We start from the raw sequence: 15875 nt of genomic DNA on the forward strand, positions 1-15875 counted from the left end.
CATGGATAAAATCTACTTGGGTGTGAACATTGACCACATCGCAACCGTGCGTAATGCGCGTGGCACTGCGTATCCGGATCCGGTTCATGCGGCTGAGTTGGCAGAGCGTGCAGGCGCGGCAGGGATCACGGTTCACTTGCGTGAAGATCGCCGCCATATCACTGATCGTGATGTTCGTTTGCTCAAAGAAACCTTGCAAACTCGGATGAATTTGGAAATGGCAGTGACCGATGAAATGGTCGACATTGCCTTGGAGACCCAGCCAGAGTTTGTTTGCTTGGTGCCTGAAAAGCGTGAAGAGCTGACCACCGAAGGTGGGCTCGATGTTGCGGGACAGCTGGATAAAGTGAAAGCGGCCACGCAAAAGCTGACTGACGCAGGGATTAAAGTGTCTTTATTTATCGATGCCGATCGCACGCAAATTGAAGCTGCTCATCAGTGCGGTGCACCGTTTATTGAACTTCACACCGGGCATTACGCCGATGCCGCCAATGACAATGATCGCCAAGCCGAGCTTAAGAAAATTTCCGCGGCGGCCAGTTATGCGGTTGATTTGGGGATCAAAGTGAATGCCGGTCACGGTTTAACCTACCACAACGTTACCCCGATAGCGGCGATGCCAGAAATGCATGAACTGAACATTGGCCACGCGATTATTGGCCGAGCGATGTTCGATGGCTTGCAAAAAGCGGTCGCGGACATGAAAGCCATTATGGAAGCGGCGCGTCGATAAATGGCGATCGCAGGGATTGGCACAGACATTGTGGAAATAGCGCGCGTGGAAAAAGCGCTCGCGCGTCAACCGCGGTTTGCGGCCAGGATCCTTACCGAGACAGAGCAAACCAATCTGGCATGCCATAAGATGCCCGGCCGTTTTCTGGCTAAGCGCTTTGCGGCCAAAGAAGCTGCTGCTAAGGCGCTGGGCACTGGCATTGCTAATGGCGTGACGTTTCACGATTTTACTATTACCAATCAGGCCTCGGGCCAGCCTACATTGCGCTTATCGGGGCGCGCGGCGGAACTGGCGCATGCGCGAGGCATCGCACATTGCTGGCTGACGCTATCCGATGAAAAAGCGTATGCTATTGCCCATGTGGTGCTGGAAACCGCGTAACCACAACGTTAGCGAGATGCTTTACGCGGTGTGGCGATTATGTGAGCCTGGCAGGCTCACACTCCTCTTCTTTTAGTCGTTTTGCTAGGTACCCAAGTATTGTGGTGCCAATTGCTCTACATGCGCTATCTCATCTTGTAACTCCAACAGCTCTGGCTCGATAGCGGCCATATCCGCGCCTGCTTTTAATTGAGTTTCTAGCTCATGACATAAGCTTTTTAGCTGCGGGACACCGCTATAAGCACAGCTGCCGTGGAGCTTATGAATAGCGTGCCATAACTGGTCAGTCTCTAACTCTCCCGCCAACGCTTGCTCAACGGCCTCTTTCACCGAGTCGAACGACGCCAGTAGCATGGTTAGCATCTCTTTCGCCAGATCCGTTTTGCCTGCCGCTTGATTGAGTGCGCGTTGCCAATCTAGGTGTCGCACACTTTGGTCTTGGTTGGCTGACGGGCTTGGCGATGGGACGCTTTGCGCTTGAGAGGCCGCTTCATCAAGATGCAGCCAGCGTGCGAGGGTACTTTCTAACATAGCTTCTTCAATCGGCTTAGTCAGGTAATCGTCCATCCCCGCTTCAAGGAGACGCTCACGTTCACCGGGCATCGCGTGGGCGGTCACCGCAATAATCGGTGTTTGCTGATTGAACCCCGCTTTGCGAATTTCCTGGCTGGCGGTGACACCGTCCATTTCTGGCATTTGAATGTCCATCAAAATAATATCAAACGCTTGTTGGTGGGCTAGCGCGACCGCTTTCACGCCATCTTCAGCAGTGACCACTTTCTCGACCCGTTCGGCCAGTAATGCGGTGATGAGCTTTAAGTTGGCTGGGTTATCATCCACCGTCATCACCGTATAAGGGGCTTTTTGTGACGCACTGGGTTTGGGCAGGGGAAGCGGCGCGGTTTCAGGCGAGCCGATTAACGCCTCCAGCAGCTTACGTTGCGGAATAGGTTTAGCAATACAAGTGCTCACCCCGGCTTTTAACAAATGCTCCGAGGCTTCTAGCTCTGTGGTGGGCAAGCAAACTACCACGGATTGCGCTTGCTGTTCGCAGACCTGCACCGCTTGTTGCATAGCATCAAGATCCGGCATGCTTCCCGCGTCGAAACAGAGCAGTGCAAAGTGATAGTGGCGATCGGTCAGTACATTGGTGCCTGACGCGGTATCCACATTCAGCCCCACTTGCGTCAGGCGCTTGCGTAAAATCTCGCGGGTGCGCGCGTTAGGCTCAATGATCACCATATCGCGACCGACCAAAGGCTCAATGTCGAGCGGTTGAGACACCGGTAAATCAGTTTGGGTGAGCTGCAGGGTAAACCAGAAACTTGATCCTTGGTGCAGACGACTGGTAAAGCCAATATCTCCCCCCATTTGCTGGACCAGTTTCTGTGTGATCACGAGGCCTAGCCCTGTACCACCGTAGCGGCGTGAGATACTGGCGTCTGCCTGCCTAAAGGCTTGGAAAAGCTGTGCTTGCTGGCGTTCGGAAATACCAATACCGGTATCCTTAACCATGAGCTGTAACTCGACGGTTTCATCATGCAGTTGCTTGAGATCGACACTGACATCAATATTACCGCGCTCGGTAAACTTGGCGGCATTACCGATAAGGTTTATCAGCACTTGTTGAATACGGAGTGGATCGCCCACAGCCCCAGCAGGAATGCGCGCATCGGTGCGTAGGGTAAGCTCTAACCCTTTCTCATGCGCCATTGGGGCAAGTAGGCGCATCACCTCATCAAGCATGTCTTGAACATCAAACGGGATGTTTTCCAACAGCAGTTTACCTGCTTCTAGCTTAGAAAAATCGAGGATGTCATTGATGATAGTGAGCAGGTTGTTGGCCGACTTTTCAATGGTGAGCAAATAGTCACGCTGGCTGCTACTGAGCTCGGTTTTGAGCATTTGACGGGTGAAGCCAATCACCCCGTTGAGTGGGGTACGCAGTTCATGCGACATATTGGCCAAGAATTCGGATTTTACCCGCGCCGCTTCTTGCGCATTTTTCTTGGCGATATCGAGTTCAACGTTTTGTATTTCCAGCTGTTCGAGCGTTTCGCGAAGGTCACAGGTCGCTTGATCAATGCTTTGCTGCATTTCTAAATGATACTCTGACAACGAAATGGCCATTGCATTGATGCCGTTTTTCAAGGTGTCGAGTTCGCCGAGCAGTTCACCTTCAATTCGAACATCGAGATGGCCGCGCCGAATTCTATCGACTAGGGTCACCATGTTACCAATTGGATGGGTGACATCCGCAATTAAGCGATAGGCAAAAAAGCACGACAATATACCGCCCAAGGCGACCATCACCAGTGCCGTGATCATTTCCTGGTATTGCTTTAACCGCACCGAGCTTAAATCCAGCTCCATGGCAATATAGCCAAGCGGCCGCTCAACATTGAGCCCGGGGGTAAATCGGCCAATTTCCAAAATGGGGGCGCGCAGTATCAAGGTATCCTGCTGTTGGCTTATCTGCAGTTGTGTAGGGATGGGTTGCCCACTGTCAACCGAGAGCATGGCCAGATCGCGGTGATAATTTGAGGTCACAAAGAGTTCATTGCGGCGATCGAACACAGCAATACTGCGCACAAATTGCGAGTGTTGGCGGTGAGCAAAGCCAATTAACCGACGCACATTTTCACGACTATCATTTTTTAACCCCACTTCACTGGCAATCGCCAGTGGCTCAATGATCGCAGAGCCGGTGACGGTCAGCTGCTGTTCGAGGTCTTGGTAGCGGGTGCTGGTAAAAAACGCACTCAGAAGTAAGCCGACAATGAGAGTCGGGGCGATGGTCAGAACGGAGACACGGGTGCGGAGGCCATATTTGGTCATGCTAGATAAACTATGGGAAAATAATCACGACATTTAGCCGCCAGTGTACATGATTCAATCACAAAATAGTCAGCGAACTATCACAACTCCCACTGGCAGGATCTCTTGACTGGCTTGATGACAAGCTTTTAACACTGGAATAAATCATGGCGCGCTTTTTTAAGCCCGAGAAAAAGAAAAAGGTTGAGCAAAAGCATCAACTACTGACGATAAAACGCCTGGATCATCATGGCGACGGTGTCGGTTTTTGGCAGAAAAAACCTGTCTTTGTCCCGGGAACCTTGCCCGGTGAACAAGCCCTGGTGCAATTGACCGAGCAAAAGCGCCAATACGCGCGCGGTCAATTAATTAAGTTAGATAGCCACGCAACACAGCGCGTTGAGCCTGGTTGCCCGCTCTATCAGCAATGTGGCGGTTGCAGTCTGCAGCACTTGAGTCATCAAGGGCAGGTAGCGCATAAGCAGCAAGCGCTCAATGAGCTGATGCAAAAATTTGCCGGTGATGAGATAACGCTGTCAACGCCGATAGAGGGTGCAGCGTGGCATTATCGCCGCCGTGCGCGCATTAGCTTACAAGTTGATAAAAAAGGCGCATTGGCGATGGGCTTTCGTGCGCGTCAGCGCAGCACCATTATCGATGTCAGTCATTGTCCGGTGTTAAGCGAGTCATTAAATCAAATCTTGGCTGGACTGCGCGCCTGTTTAGATAGCCTGCGTGGCCGCCGAATTTTAGGGCATGTAGATCTCATTGATGCCGATAATACGCGTGTGGTGTCGCTGCGTACCACTAAGGCTTTACACAGTGACGACCGCCATACCTTAATGGAATGGGCGCAGGCACTAGGTTGTACCTTGTACCTGCACCAAGGTGATATGGATGCTGAGCGTCTGACAGGGCCAGCGCCCTCCTATCAAGTGGCTGGCTGCCAATTAGCGTTTGCGCCCAGTGACTTTATTCAGGTGAACGCTAGGGTCAATCAACAAATGGTGGCGCAGGCACTCGAGTGGTTAGCACTAGAGCAAGACGATCGCGTGTTGGATCTTTTTTGTGGTTTGGGTAACTTTAGTGTGCCGATGGCTCAGCATGTTAACCAAGTGGTTGGCGTTGAAGGCGTACAAGCGATGGTCAATCAAGCGGCGGATAACGCAGCGGCCAACGATTGTGATAATGCCTATTTTTACCAAGCAGACTTAAACAGCGACCAGCTCGCGGATGAGTGGGTGCAACAGGGTTTTACCAAAATCTTACTCGATCCCGCACGCGCAGGGGCTGCTGGTGTCATAGACTTTGTGGCACAATCTAATGCTTCACATATTGTTTATGTGTCTTGTAACCCTGCAACGTTGGCACGTGATGCACGTGTATTGCTCGATAATGGCTATCAACTGGTTAAGCTGGGTATGTTGGATATGTTTCCACAAACAGGACACATGGAGTCGATGGCCTTGTTTATGCCGGTAAAGAAAAAGTAGGCATGAATAAGCGTGGCCCTTGTGGCCGGTCGATACGGATACGCCTTTCTGGTCAGTTTGAGAGATAAGGATAGGAACGGTTATGGTTGCGGTACGAGAAGCCCACCTACATGAAGACGAAGCGTTTGAACTCAGTACTTGGGTAAAGCGGTTAGGGCAAGACGCATCGACCACCCAAGCGTTGGTGGATGCTTACCAATACTGCCGAGCACTGAGTGAGGATGAGTCAGAGCTCAGCCAACCACTGTGGCGTGGTCGAGAGATGATAGAAATTCTCGTCACCTTAAGCATGGATGCTGATACCTTATTGGCTGCCCTGTTTTTTCCCGTGGTGGAAGCCAGACTCGTGAGTTTAGAGACCCTGGCTGACACCTATTCGACGTCGATCGTTTCCCTGATTGAAGGGGTACAACAGACAGCCGCTATCCGTCACTTAAACACCCAAACCGAGACAGAAGCAACCTCGTCTCAGGTCGACAATGTCAGACGTATGCTGTTGTCGATGGTGGAAGATTTTCGCTGCGTGGTGATAAAACTGGCTGAGCGCATCTGTTACCTGCGTGAGGTGAAAGACGCATCGGAGTCTGTTCGCCAACAAGCGGCAAAAGAAAGTGCGAACATCTACGCCCCGTTGGCTAACCGGTTAGGGATTGGCCAGTTGAAGTGGGAGCTGGAGGATTACGCATTCCGTTATCAACATGCGCAAACGTATAAACAAATAGCCAAACAGCTTGCGGAACGACGGATTGACCGTGAGAACTACATCACCGCCTTTGTAGCAGATCTTCAGCAGGCCATGGAAGCGTCCAACATTAATGCGCAAGTCTATGGCCGTCCTAAGCACATTTACAGCATTTGGCGCAAAATGCAGAAAAAAAATCTGCAATTTGACGAGCTGTTCGACGTGCGAGCGGTGCGCATTATCGCCGAAGAACTCCAAGATTGTTATGCCGCGTTAGGGGCGGTGCACACCAAATTCCGCCATCTGCCCAAGGAGTTTGATGACTACGTCGCTAACCCCAAGCCCAATGGCTACCAGTCTATTCATACTGTGGTGCTAGGGCCTGAAGGCAAGCCGGTAGAAATTCAAATTCGCACCAAGCAAATGCACGATGATGCAGAGCTTGGGGTCGCCGCACACTGGAAGTACAAAGAAGGGGCGGCCAGTGGTCGTAGTGGGTACGATGAGAAAATCACCTGGCTACGTAAACTGTTAGCCTGGCAAGAAGAAATGTCAGACTCGGGCGAAATGCTCGATGAATTACGCAGCCAAGTCTTCGATGATCGGGTTTACGCCTTTACGCCGCGCGGTGATGTGGTGGACTTACCCAATGGTGCCACCCCCTTAGATTTTGCCTACCATATTCACTCCGAAGTGGGGCATCGTTGCATTGGTGCCAAGGTGGAGGGGCGTATTGTGCCTTTCACTTACCACCTTCAGATGGGCGATCAGGTAGAAATCATTACCCAAAAAGAGCCTAACCCTTCTCGAGACTGGCTAAACCCCAGCCATGGCTTTGTGAATTCCAGTCGAGCGCGCGCCAAAATTAATGCTTGGTTCCGCAAACAAGATAAAGATAAGAACATCGCCGCTGGTAAAGAGATCTTGGATACCGAGCTGCAAAAAATCGGCGGTGTCAGTAAAGATGCAAACTTGGCACTAAAACGCTTTAACGTTAATACCCTAGATGAACTGTATGCGGGAATAGGCAGCGGGGATTTGCGTATTAACCAAGTGGTTAACCACATCAATAGCCTGATCAACAAGCCAAGCTTGGAAGAAGAAGAGCAGCAGCTATTAGAAAAGTTACAACAAAGCGAACAAAAACCGAGCTCGGCAAAAGCACACCGTGATGCGGTGGTGGTTGAAGGGGTCGATAACCTCATGACGCACTTAGCGCGTTGTTGTCAGCCATTGCCTGGTGATGAGATTAAAGGTTTTGTCACCCAGGGGCGGGGGATTTCCGTACATCGCGCTGACTGTGAACAACTTAACGAACTGAGTCATCATGCGCCTGAGCGCATTATTGCCACGGTTTGGGGCAAAGGACACATTGGTCAATACCATGTGCGGATCCGCTTATCTGCCAATGAGCGTACCGGGCTGGTGAAAGACATCAACACCGTACTAAGCAATGAGAAAGCACGCGTCGCGGGCATGCAAAGCCGAGTGGATTACAAAAAGCAAATGTCTATCATGGATTTTGACTTAGAAATCTCTGATCTCGATACCCTAAGCCGTGTGGTTAACCGGCTTGAGCAAGTTAAAGACGTGGTCGAGGCCAAACGTCTTCGCTAACACTTCGCCCTGTCTTGACAGGGCGCTTTTTTTATAAGGAACACTTTCATGGCATCCATCGAGCGACTACTGACCATCATGGCGACCTTACGTGACCCCGACAACGGCTGTGAGTGGGATAGAGCGCAAACTGCGGACACCATCGTGCCTCATACTTTAGAAGAAGCGTACGAAGTCGCGGATGCGATTGAGCGCCAACACTGGTCAGACCTAAAAGATGAGCTCGGTGACCTACTTTTTCAAATTGTGTTCTACAGTCAATTGGGGCGGGAAGAAAACCAGTTTGATTTTGAGGATGTGGTGAACGGCATTTGTGACAAGCTCACGCGTCGCCATCCCCATGTTTTTGGTCCGAAAGACTCGCAGGGACGGCCGTTATTAGCCCCAGATTGGGAGGGGATCAAAGCGCAAGAACGCGCCGAGAAGTCGTCCTCTATGCAACCGGAAAGTGTGCTCGATGGGGTGACTCAAGGGCTACCCGCTTTAACACGAGCGTATAAATTGCAAAAGCGTTGTGCACGTGTGGGCTTTGATTGGCCGACTGTCGCCCCTGTGATAGATAAAGTGCGGGAAGAGATTGAAGAGGTCGAGCAAGAGCTGGCGCAAACTTCTGTCAATCAGGCGCGTGTGGAGGAAGAAGTTGGGGATTTGTTATTCGCGGTGGTGAACTTGGCTCGTCACTTGGGAACGGATGCGGAGCAAGCGTTACGCCGTGCCAATCAAAAATTTGAAGCTCGCTTTCGTGGTGTTGAAAAGCACTTACGTGATAGTGAAAAAAACATTCAACAATGTCAGCTGGATGAACTAGAATCGGCATGGCAGTTGGTTAAAAAAGCAAGTAAGTAAATATCCTGTAATTGGCATAATTGATTTGTGACAATTAAAAACATCAAGGTGTGTGGTAGCTTTCACATTGTGGGAGTCAATGGGGTCTGGTATCATAATATCCCGTCCAGAACTTCATTAATTTCCTCTAAATCCAACTCTCAGGTTTAGCATGACGACGAACTACATTTTTGTTACGGGCGGTGTTGTATCCTCCCTCGGTAAGGGTATTGCTGCAGCCTCATTAGCAGCCATTCTTGAAGCACGTGGCCTTAACGTCACTATCATGAAACTCGACCCTTATATCAACGTGGATCCAGGGACAATGAGTCCTACCCAGCACGGGGAAGTATTCGTCACGGAAGACGGCGCGGAGACCGACCTTGATCTCGGTCACTACGAGCGCTTCATCCGCACCAAAATGACCAAGCGTAATAACTTTACCTCTGGTCGTGTGTATGCGGATGTACTGCGCAAAGAGCGCCGTGGAGATTACCTGGGAGCGACCATTCAGGTGATTCCACACATCACTAACTCAATCAAAGACCGCATCATCGCGGGTGGTGAAGGTCACGATATTGCGATTGTGGAAATCGGCGGTACTGTCGGTGACATTGAGTCGCTGCCATTTTTGGAAGCGATTCGCCAGCTGACCGTTGAAGTTGGCCGCGAGCATGCCATGTTTATGCACCTGACTCTGGTTCCTTATCTGGCGGCTGCGGGTGAAGTGAAAACCAAGCCAACTCAGCATTCAGTAAAAGAGCTACTCTCAATTGGCATCCAGCCTGATGTGTTGGTGTGCCGTAGTGAGCGTCCGATCCCGGCTAATGAGCGCGCCAAAATTGCGCTGTTCTGTAATGTGGCAGAAAAAGCCGTGATCACCATGAAAGACGTAGACTCTATCTACAAAATCCCATCACTCATCCGTTCTCAAGGCTTGGATGATCTGGTTTGTAACCGTTTTGGCATTGAAGCGGCGGAAGCTGACCTGTCAGAGTGGGAGCAAGTGAGCTACGAAGAAGCCAACCCCATGGGCGAAGTGACCATTGGTATGGTGGGTAAATACATCGAGCTGCCTGATGCATATAAGTCCGTCAACGAAGCCTTGAAGCATGGTGGGTTGAAAAACCGCCTCACCGTCAATATCAAGTATGTTGATTCGCAAGATCTTGAAACGCGTGGCACTGAAATGCTGCAAGGCTTGGATGCTATCTTGGTACCAGGCGGGTTTGGTGACCGAGGCGTGGAAGGCAAAATCTTGGCAGCACAGTATGCCCGTGAAAACAAACTTCCTTACTTGGGTATCTGCCTCGGTATGCAAGTCGCTCTGATTGAATACGCGCGTAATGTCGCGGGTATGGAAGGGGCAAATTCGACCGAATTTAACAAAGAGAGTAAATACCCGGTGGTGGGACTGATCACTGAGTGGGTCGATGAAGAAGGCAAAGTCGAAGAGCGCAGTGAAACCTCTGACCTGGGCGGTACCATGCGCCTTGGTGCTCAACTTTGCCACCTTGCCGAAGGCTCTAAAGCGCATCAGCTTTATGGCAACACGCAGATCCACGAGCGCCATCGCCACCGTTATGAAGTGAACAATTTATTGCGTCCGCAGCTAGAAAAAGCGGGGCTTTCAATCTCAGGCCTTTCTGCAGATAAAAAGCTGGTGGAGATCATCGAGAATCCTGAGCACCCATGGTTTGTTGCGTGCCAGTTCCACCCAGAGTTCACGTCGACACCACGTGATGGCCACCCATTGTTTGCCGGGTTTGTTGCGGCAGCAGGCAAAAAACAGCGCGGTGAGCTATAAACGAGATTCGAGCGGTCGCCTGAACCTAGGCAGCCGCTTTTATTTTTAAAAACAATGACAGACGAGAGGAATCACAATGTCTAAGATCGTTAAAGTTCTAGGCCGTGAAATCATCGATTCACGCGGTAACCCAACCGTTGAAGCTGAAGTACACCTAGAAGGTGGCTTTGTCGGTATGGCGGCAGCACCTTCAGGTGCATCAACGGGTTCTCGCGAAGCGCTAGAACTGCGTGATGGTGACAAGTCACGTTTCATGGGTAAAGGCGTTCTAAAAGCGATTGAAGCGGTTAACGGCCCAATCGCAGAAGCCCTACAAGGTAAAGACGCGAAAGCCCAAGCCGATATCGACCAAGTGATGATCGATCTCGACGGTACCGATAACAAATCTAAGTTTGGTGCCAACGCTATCCTCGCGGTGTCTCTGGCCAACGCGAAAGCGGCTGCGGCTGCGAAAGGCATGCCTTTGTTTGAGCACATTGCTGAACTAAACGGCACTGCTGGTCAGTTCTCAATGCCTCTGCCAATGATGAACATCCTGAACGGTGGTGAGCACGCGGATAACAACGTTGATATCCAAGAGTTCATGATCCAGCCTGTGGGTGCGAAAACCCTGAAAGAAGCACTGCGCATCGGCGCGGAAGTATTCCATAACCTAGCAAAAGTACTGAAAGCCAAAGGCCTAAGCACTGCGGTAGGTGACGAAGGTGGTTTTGCGCCAAACCTAGAGTCAAACGCTGCGGCACTTGCTGCAATTAAAGAAGCGGTTGAGCAAGCAGGCTACGAGCTGGGCAAAGATATCACCCTCGCGATGGACTGTGCGGCGTCTGAGTTCTATGACAAAGAGCAAGGCATCTACAACATGAAGGGTGAAGGTAAAACCTTCTCGTCAGAAGAGTTTAACCACTACTTGGCGAAACTGGCTGAAGAGTACCCAATCGTGTCTATTGAAGACGGCCTGGACGAGTCTGACTGGGACGGCTTTAAGCACCAAACTGAGCTGCTGGGTGACAAGCTACAGCTAGTCGGTGATGACCTGTTCGTAACTAACACCAAGATCCTAAAAGAAGGTATCGACAAAGGTGTCGCGAACTCTATCTTGATCAAATTTAACCAAATCGGTTCTCTGACCGAAACCTTGGCGGCGATCAAGATGGCGAAAGATGCTGGTTACACTGCCGTGATTTCTCACCGTTCAGGTGAAACCGAAGACGCAACCATTGCTGACTTGGCGGTAGGTACAGCTGCAGGTCAAATCAAAACCGGTTCAATGAGCCGTTCTGACCGTGTTGCGAAGTACAACCAGCTCATCCGCATCGAAGATGCGTTGGGCGAAAAAGCACCGTTCAACGGTTTAAAAGAAGTGAAAGGCCAATAATCGGCACTTAAGCACCTTTTTGACCAAGCCGTCCCGTCTAACGGGGCGGCTTTTTTCATTGAGGAAAACCATGACACCAGCCAGCGGATCCGCTAGCCTATGCGGTTAGTTTATCAGGGTTTGAATACCTTGAGCCGATATTGGAAGGAGTACAGGTATGAGGCTGCTATCGGTTGCACTGTTTCTCACGCTGGTGTGGCTGCAGTACGAACTGTGGCTGGGTAAAAATGGCGTGACAGACTATTGGCAAATTGAAGCCAATGTCGCCGTACAGCAACAAGCCAACCAAAAACTCGTTAAGCGTAACCAGCAAATGTACGCAGAAATTGCGGATTTGAAGCGTGGGCAAGAAGCGATTGAAGAGCGCGCACGCAATGAGCTGGGCATGATAAAGCCGGACGAGACATTTTTCCGATTAGTCGATAAATCCCAGTAACTGTCAGCCGTTGACTGGCGGTACAACCAAAGAAGATAACTTGTGGTCGAACAATCTCCTTTGCAGCCCAACACTGCTTTACAGCCCGGAATAAGTGCCGTGGTACCAGCCGCAGGTGTTGGAAGCAGGATGCAAGCTAGCTGCCCGAAGCAATACCTCTCTTTAGCCGGCAAAATGTTGATTGAGCATACGGTTGAGCGGTTACTCTCTCATCCTGCCATTACTGATGTGATCATCGCCATTGGTGCTGACGATAGTTACTTTGCGCAAACAAACTTGAGTGAGCGTCCGAATGTCCATGTTGTCGTGGGAGGGGCGACCCGCGCTGCGTCTGTGCAAGCTGGGCTAAAGGTGGTCAACACACAGTGGGTAATGGTGCATGATGCCGCGCGTCCTTGTGTGTCGCATGCTGATATTGATGCCTTGATTGAACAGGCACAGTCTCACCCAGATGGCGCTTTGCTCGCCGCGCCTGTTCGAGACACCATGAAGCGTGCGGACGTGCGAGGACAGGTGGCCCATACGGTGGAGCGAGAGGCACTTTGGCATGCATTAACCCCGCAAATGTTTCTAACCCACCTGCTTACAAACGCCCTCGCGAAGGCCGGTGAGCAAGTGACGGATGAGGCGTCTGCCGTTGAAGCGCTCGGGGGGAAGCCGGTGTTGGTCCCTGCCAGTGCCAGCAACATTAAAGTCACTCACCCCGAGGATAAGTGGCTGGCCGAGTTTTACCTTTCACAACAAGAAGGCAAATCATGATTCGAATTGGACATGGGTTTGATGTACACAAATTTGGCGGAGACGGCCCTGTTATCATCGGCGGGGTTAGCGTGCCTTATGAACAAGGTTTGGTCGCGCACTCAGACGGTGACGTCGCGCTTCATGCCTTGTGTGATGCCCTGTTAGGCGCGATTGCAGCAGGCGATATCGGCCAGCACTTTCCCGATACCAGTGACGAATGGGAAGGGGCTGACAGCCGCATGCTTCTTCGCGATGTATACAGCAAAGTACGGCGCAAAGGCTACCGGCTTGGTAATGCTGACATTACTATTATCGCCCAAGCGCCGAAAATGGGTCCACATATCGACGCAATGCGTGAAGCCATTGCCAGCGATTTGTGCGTGACAATCGATGCAGTCAACGTCAAAGCAACCACCTCAGAGCGTCTCGGTTTTACCGGACGAAAAGAGGGCATTGCTTGTGAGGCTGTGGTGCTATTAAACAAAGAGGCTGTATGACGGACTTACTCGCGCCCTTGGCATATTTACATGGTCAACCGACCCAGTCTGGCACCTTGAAAGCGTCACCGGACGATTTTATTGTCTCAGAGGTACTTGGCTTTACCCCTTCAGGCCAAGGAGAGCACTTTTTGGTGCGGATAAAAAAGCGCGGAGAAAACACTAAGTACGTGGCCAATGAGTTGGCAAAAGCCTGTGGTGTTACCTCACGACAAGTGAGCTGGGCTGGGCTAAAAGACCGCCACGCTGTCACTGAGCAATGGTTCAGTGTTCACCTGCCAGGTAAAGCGGATCCGGATTTAACCGCGTTTGTCCAAAATCACCCAGGCGTCGTGAGTATTGAAGGGACAGCCCGCCATCAGCATAAGTTGCGTCCCGGCGATCTGACCGGCAATCAATTTACATTGTGTATTCGCGATCTTGACTCACCACAGGGTTTGCTGCCGCGGCTAGAGGCCATCGCAAAGCAGGGCGTACCTAATTATTTTGGTGCACAGCGCTTTGGGCGTGATGGCAACAATGTTGAGATGGCGCGTGCCTGGGGGCGTGGCGAGAAAAAAGTCCGTGACAAGAGCAAGCGTAGCTTTTACCTATCGGCGGCGCGATCGCTGCTGTTTAATCAGGTGGTGTCTGCACGGATAGAAGCGGGTGTCTTTGCTTCTACCCTGATTGGCGACTTGTGCTTTGATGAACAACAGCAACCGCATCTGGTTGAGCAAGAGGGCAGTTATCATTCTGGCATTACCGGTCCCTTAACTGGTGACAATGCGCTACCGACAGCGGCGCAAGCTCAGCAATTTGAGCAAGCGGTGGTAGACAAAGAGCCTGAATTACTCGCGGTGATTCGCGATAATCGCATGCGTCATGATCGCCGTTTGTTGTGTTTAGTGCCGCAGGCGATGGCCTGGACACACGATGCGGACACTTTAACCGTGAGTTTCTTTTTACCTGCAGGGGCCTTCGCCACCGCGGTGATGCGAGAGCTCGTCGTCGCAAGCCAACAAGGAGAACAGAATGCGAATATTGATTAGTAACGACGACGGTTATCACGCTCAAGGGATCCAAACCTTGACCAAGGCCTTATCGACCATTGCGGATGTGGTGGTGGCCGCGCCTGATCGCAATTGCTCAGGTGCGTCTAACTCACTGACGCTAGAAAATCCGTTGCGAGTGCGTGAGCTGGGTCCCCAGCGCTATGCAGTTCAAGGCACTCCCACTGACTCAGTCCATTTGGCATTACGCCAGCTGCTCCCTTGGGAGCCGGACTTTGTGATTACCGGGATTAACCATGGCGCGAACCTTGGGGATGATGTGCTTTACTCGGGGACAGTGGCCGCGGCGACAGAGGGCTTTTTCCTGGGCGCGCCGGCTATTGCTGTCTCGCTATGTGGCCACCAGCACTTTGAGACAGCCGCACACGTCGTGAAGCAATTCTTAGCCAAGAACCAACGGCATGCAGCCCCCAGCCACCGCTTAATTAATATTAATGTGCCCGATGTACCAATCGATAGTCTAGAGGGGTGGAAGGTGACGCGGCTTGGCGCCCGCCATCACGCTGAAGACGTGATAAAACAAAGCGATCCGCGGGGCAAACCGATATACTGGGTCGGTGCGCCAGGTCAAACCCAAGATGCAGGGCCGGGAACCGATTTTCACGCCATTGCGGCGCAATACGTTTCTATTACGCCACTGCAGGTAGACTTAACTGCGCATGATACTTTGGGCGTGTTTTCGCAATGGTTAAGTGAGTAGACGGCAAACACGTCATCGTTGGTGAGCCGCATTGAGGCGGCGACCGTTTCAATAGACTTATACTCAGTGATAAAGGAAGCAGACGTTGAGTCAAGAGCAATCACTTATTCAATTTTTGCAGCAACAAGGTGTCAACGACACCGACGTTCTAGACGCCATGCAGGCGGTGCCTCGGCACTTATTTGTCTCTGAAGCCATGACCCACCAAGCTTATGGTAACAATGCGTTACCTATTGGGTGGGGACAAACTATTTCACAACCTTATATTGTGGCTAAGATGACATCATTGCTCAATTTGCGACGCGACAGTCGCATTTTGGAAATTGGCACCGGATCGGGTTATCAAACGGCAGTTCTCGCTAACTTGGTCGATCATGTTTATTCTGTCGAGCGGATCAAGCCATTACAAATGCTAGCCAAACGGCGCTTAAAGCAGCTAGATATTTATAATGTCTCAACAAAACATGGAGATGGTTGGCAAGGGTGGCCGGCGAAGGGCCCTTATGATGCGATCATGGTAACGGCGGCCGCTGCCCACGTGCCTGATGCGTTATGCGATCAGCTCAATGATGGCGGCATAATGTTGATCCCTATTGGTGATGATGAGCAAACACTGATGAAAGTTACTCGGCAAGGCGCCACTTTTCACACCGAGACAGTTGAATCGGTTAAATTTGTTCCCCTAGTGGCAGGTGAGCTGGCATAAACTGTCTCAGAGA

Annotated in this window: 14 protein-coding genes; 13 read left to right on the forward strand and 1 reads right to left on the reverse strand. The window is 51.3% G+C overall.

Annotated elements, in window-relative coordinates; all coding sequences use genetic code 11:
* Position 1: 1 nt before the first annotated feature.
* Both pdxJ and acpS read left to right on the forward strand, forming a co-directional pair.
* Positions 2 to 733 carry a pyridoxine 5'-phosphate synthase gene (gene pdxJ / locus N8M53_RS02605; RefSeq protein ID WP_269579381.1) on the forward strand — a complete coding sequence of 244 codons (732 nt, stop codon included), beginning with the start codon at positions 2 to 4 and terminating at the stop codon, positions 731 to 733.
* Positions 734 to 1114: a holo-ACP synthase gene (gene acpS, locus N8M53_RS02610; protein ID WP_269579382.1), complete on the forward strand. Its 381-nt coding sequence runs from the start codon at positions 734 to 736 to the stop codon at positions 1112 to 1114.
* Positions 1115 to 1198: 84 nt separating this feature from the next.
* On the opposite strand, the gene barA is transcribed toward acpS, so the two are convergent.
* Positions 1199 to 3952: a two-component sensor histidine kinase BarA gene (barA, locus tag N8M53_RS02615; protein WP_269579383.1), complete on the reverse strand. Its 2754-nt coding sequence runs from the start codon at positions 3950 to 3952 to the stop codon at positions 1199 to 1201.
* A gap of 146 nt (positions 3953 to 4098) precedes the next feature.
* Between barA and rlmD the strand changes: the two genes are divergently transcribed.
* From rlmD to N8M53_RS02670, 11 genes are all read left to right on the forward strand, one after another.
* Positions 4099 to 5424: a 23S rRNA (uracil(1939)-C(5))-methyltransferase RlmD gene (gene rlmD, locus N8M53_RS02620; RefSeq protein WP_269579384.1), complete on the forward strand. Its 1326-nt coding sequence runs from the start codon at positions 4099 to 4101 to the stop codon at positions 5422 to 5424.
* Positions 5425 to 5506: 82 nt separating this feature from the next.
* Positions 5507 to 7723 (forward strand): GTP diphosphokinase, encoded by a 2217-nt coding sequence (relA, locus tag N8M53_RS02625; RefSeq protein ID WP_269579385.1) that lies wholly within the window; start codon positions 5507 to 5509, stop codon positions 7721 to 7723.
* A 48-nt stretch (positions 7724 to 7771) separates the two neighbouring features.
* Positions 7772 to 8569, forward strand: coding sequence for a nucleoside triphosphate pyrophosphohydrolase (gene mazG / locus N8M53_RS02630; protein WP_269579386.1), 798 nt, complete (start codon positions 7772 to 7774; stop codon positions 8567 to 8569).
* A gap of 151 nt (positions 8570 to 8720) precedes the next feature.
* Positions 8721 to 10355: a CTP synthase gene (locus N8M53_RS02635; RefSeq protein ID WP_269579387.1), complete on the forward strand. Its 1635-nt coding sequence runs from the start codon at positions 8721 to 8723 to the stop codon at positions 10353 to 10355.
* A 76-nt stretch (positions 10356 to 10431) separates the two neighbouring features.
* Positions 10432 to 11730 (forward strand): phosphopyruvate hydratase, encoded by a 1299-nt coding sequence (gene eno, locus N8M53_RS02640; protein WP_046074096.1) that lies wholly within the window; start codon positions 10432 to 10434, stop codon positions 11728 to 11730.
* 157 nt (positions 11731 to 11887) lie between these two features.
* Positions 11888 to 12166, forward strand: a complete 279-nt coding sequence (ftsB, locus tag N8M53_RS02645) for a cell division protein FtsB (RefSeq protein WP_046074097.1) — start codon at positions 11888 to 11890, stop codon at positions 12164 to 12166.
* A 129-nt stretch (positions 12167 to 12295) separates the two neighbouring features.
* Positions 12296 to 12925 (forward strand): 2-C-methyl-D-erythritol 4-phosphate cytidylyltransferase, encoded by a 630-nt coding sequence (ispD, locus tag N8M53_RS02650; protein ID WP_269579388.1) that lies wholly within the window; start codon positions 12296 to 12298, stop codon positions 12923 to 12925.
* A complete protein-coding gene (ispF, locus tag N8M53_RS02655) occupies positions 12922 to 13404 on the forward strand; it encodes a 2-C-methyl-D-erythritol 2,4-cyclodiphosphate synthase (protein WP_269579389.1) in 483 nt (160 codons plus the stop codon). The genes ispD and ispF overlap by 4 nt, the downstream gene beginning before the upstream one ends.
* On the forward strand, positions 13401 to 14435 hold the full coding sequence (gene truD / locus N8M53_RS02660; RefSeq protein WP_269579390.1) for a tRNA pseudouridine(13) synthase TruD: 1035 nt from the start codon (positions 13401 to 13403) through the stop codon (positions 14433 to 14435). Before ispF ends, truD begins: the two co-directional genes overlap by 4 nt.
* On the forward strand, positions 14419 to 15156 hold the full coding sequence (gene surE, locus N8M53_RS02665) for a 5'/3'-nucleotidase SurE (RefSeq protein ID WP_269579391.1): 738 nt from the start codon (positions 14419 to 14421) through the stop codon (positions 15154 to 15156). The genes truD and surE overlap by 17 nt, the downstream gene beginning before the upstream one ends.
* 85 nt (positions 15157 to 15241) lie before the next feature.
* On the forward strand, positions 15242 to 15862 hold the full coding sequence (locus N8M53_RS02670; protein WP_269579392.1) for a protein-L-isoaspartate(D-aspartate) O-methyltransferase: 621 nt from the start codon (positions 15242 to 15244) through the stop codon (positions 15860 to 15862).
* Positions 15863 to 15875: the final 13 nt, after the last annotated feature.

The sequence above is a fragment of the Salinivibrio kushneri genome, assembly GCF_027286325.1.
Classification (GTDB): Bacteria; Pseudomonadota; Gammaproteobacteria; order Enterobacterales; family Vibrionaceae; genus Salinivibrio; species Salinivibrio kushneri_A.

What these genes read in the sequence shown, in the direction of transcription:
- pdxJ (WP_269579381.1), top strand. Translation starts at nt 2, where the DNA reads ATGGATAAAATCTACTTGGGTGTGAACATTGACCACATCGCAACCGTG.
- acpS (WP_269579382.1), top strand. Translation starts at nt 734, where the DNA reads ATGGCGATCGCAGGGATTGGCACAGACATTGTGGAAATAGCGCGCGTG.
- barA (WP_269579383.1), bottom strand. Translation starts at nt 3,952, where the DNA reads ATGACCAAATATGGCCTCCGCACCCGTGTCTCCGTTCTGACCATCGCC.
- rlmD (WP_269579384.1), top strand. Translation starts at nt 4,099, where the DNA reads ATGGCGCGCTTTTTTAAGCCCGAGAAAAAGAAAAAGGTTGAGCAAAAG.
- relA (WP_269579385.1), top strand. Translation starts at nt 5,507, where the DNA reads ATGGTTGCGGTACGAGAAGCCCACCTACATGAAGACGAAGCGTTTGAA.
- mazG (WP_269579386.1), top strand. Translation starts at nt 7,772, where the DNA reads ATGGCATCCATCGAGCGACTACTGACCATCATGGCGACCTTACGTGAC.
- N8M53_RS02635 (WP_269579387.1), top strand. Translation starts at nt 8,721, where the DNA reads ATGACGACGAACTACATTTTTGTTACGGGCGGTGTTGTATCCTCCCTC.
- eno (WP_046074096.1), top strand. Translation starts at nt 10,432, where the DNA reads ATGTCTAAGATCGTTAAAGTTCTAGGCCGTGAAATCATCGATTCACGC.
- ftsB (WP_046074097.1), top strand. Translation starts at nt 11,888, where the DNA reads ATGAGGCTGCTATCGGTTGCACTGTTTCTCACGCTGGTGTGGCTGCAG.
- ispD (WP_269579388.1), top strand. Translation starts at nt 12,296, where the DNA reads ATGCAAGCTAGCTGCCCGAAGCAATACCTCTCTTTAGCCGGCAAAATG.
- ispF (WP_269579389.1), top strand. Translation starts at nt 12,922, where the DNA reads ATGATTCGAATTGGACATGGGTTTGATGTACACAAATTTGGCGGAGAC.
- truD (WP_269579390.1), top strand. Translation starts at nt 13,401, where the DNA reads ATGACGGACTTACTCGCGCCCTTGGCATATTTACATGGTCAACCGACC.
- surE (WP_269579391.1), top strand. Translation starts at nt 14,419, where the DNA reads ATGCGAATATTGATTAGTAACGACGACGGTTATCACGCTCAAGGGATC.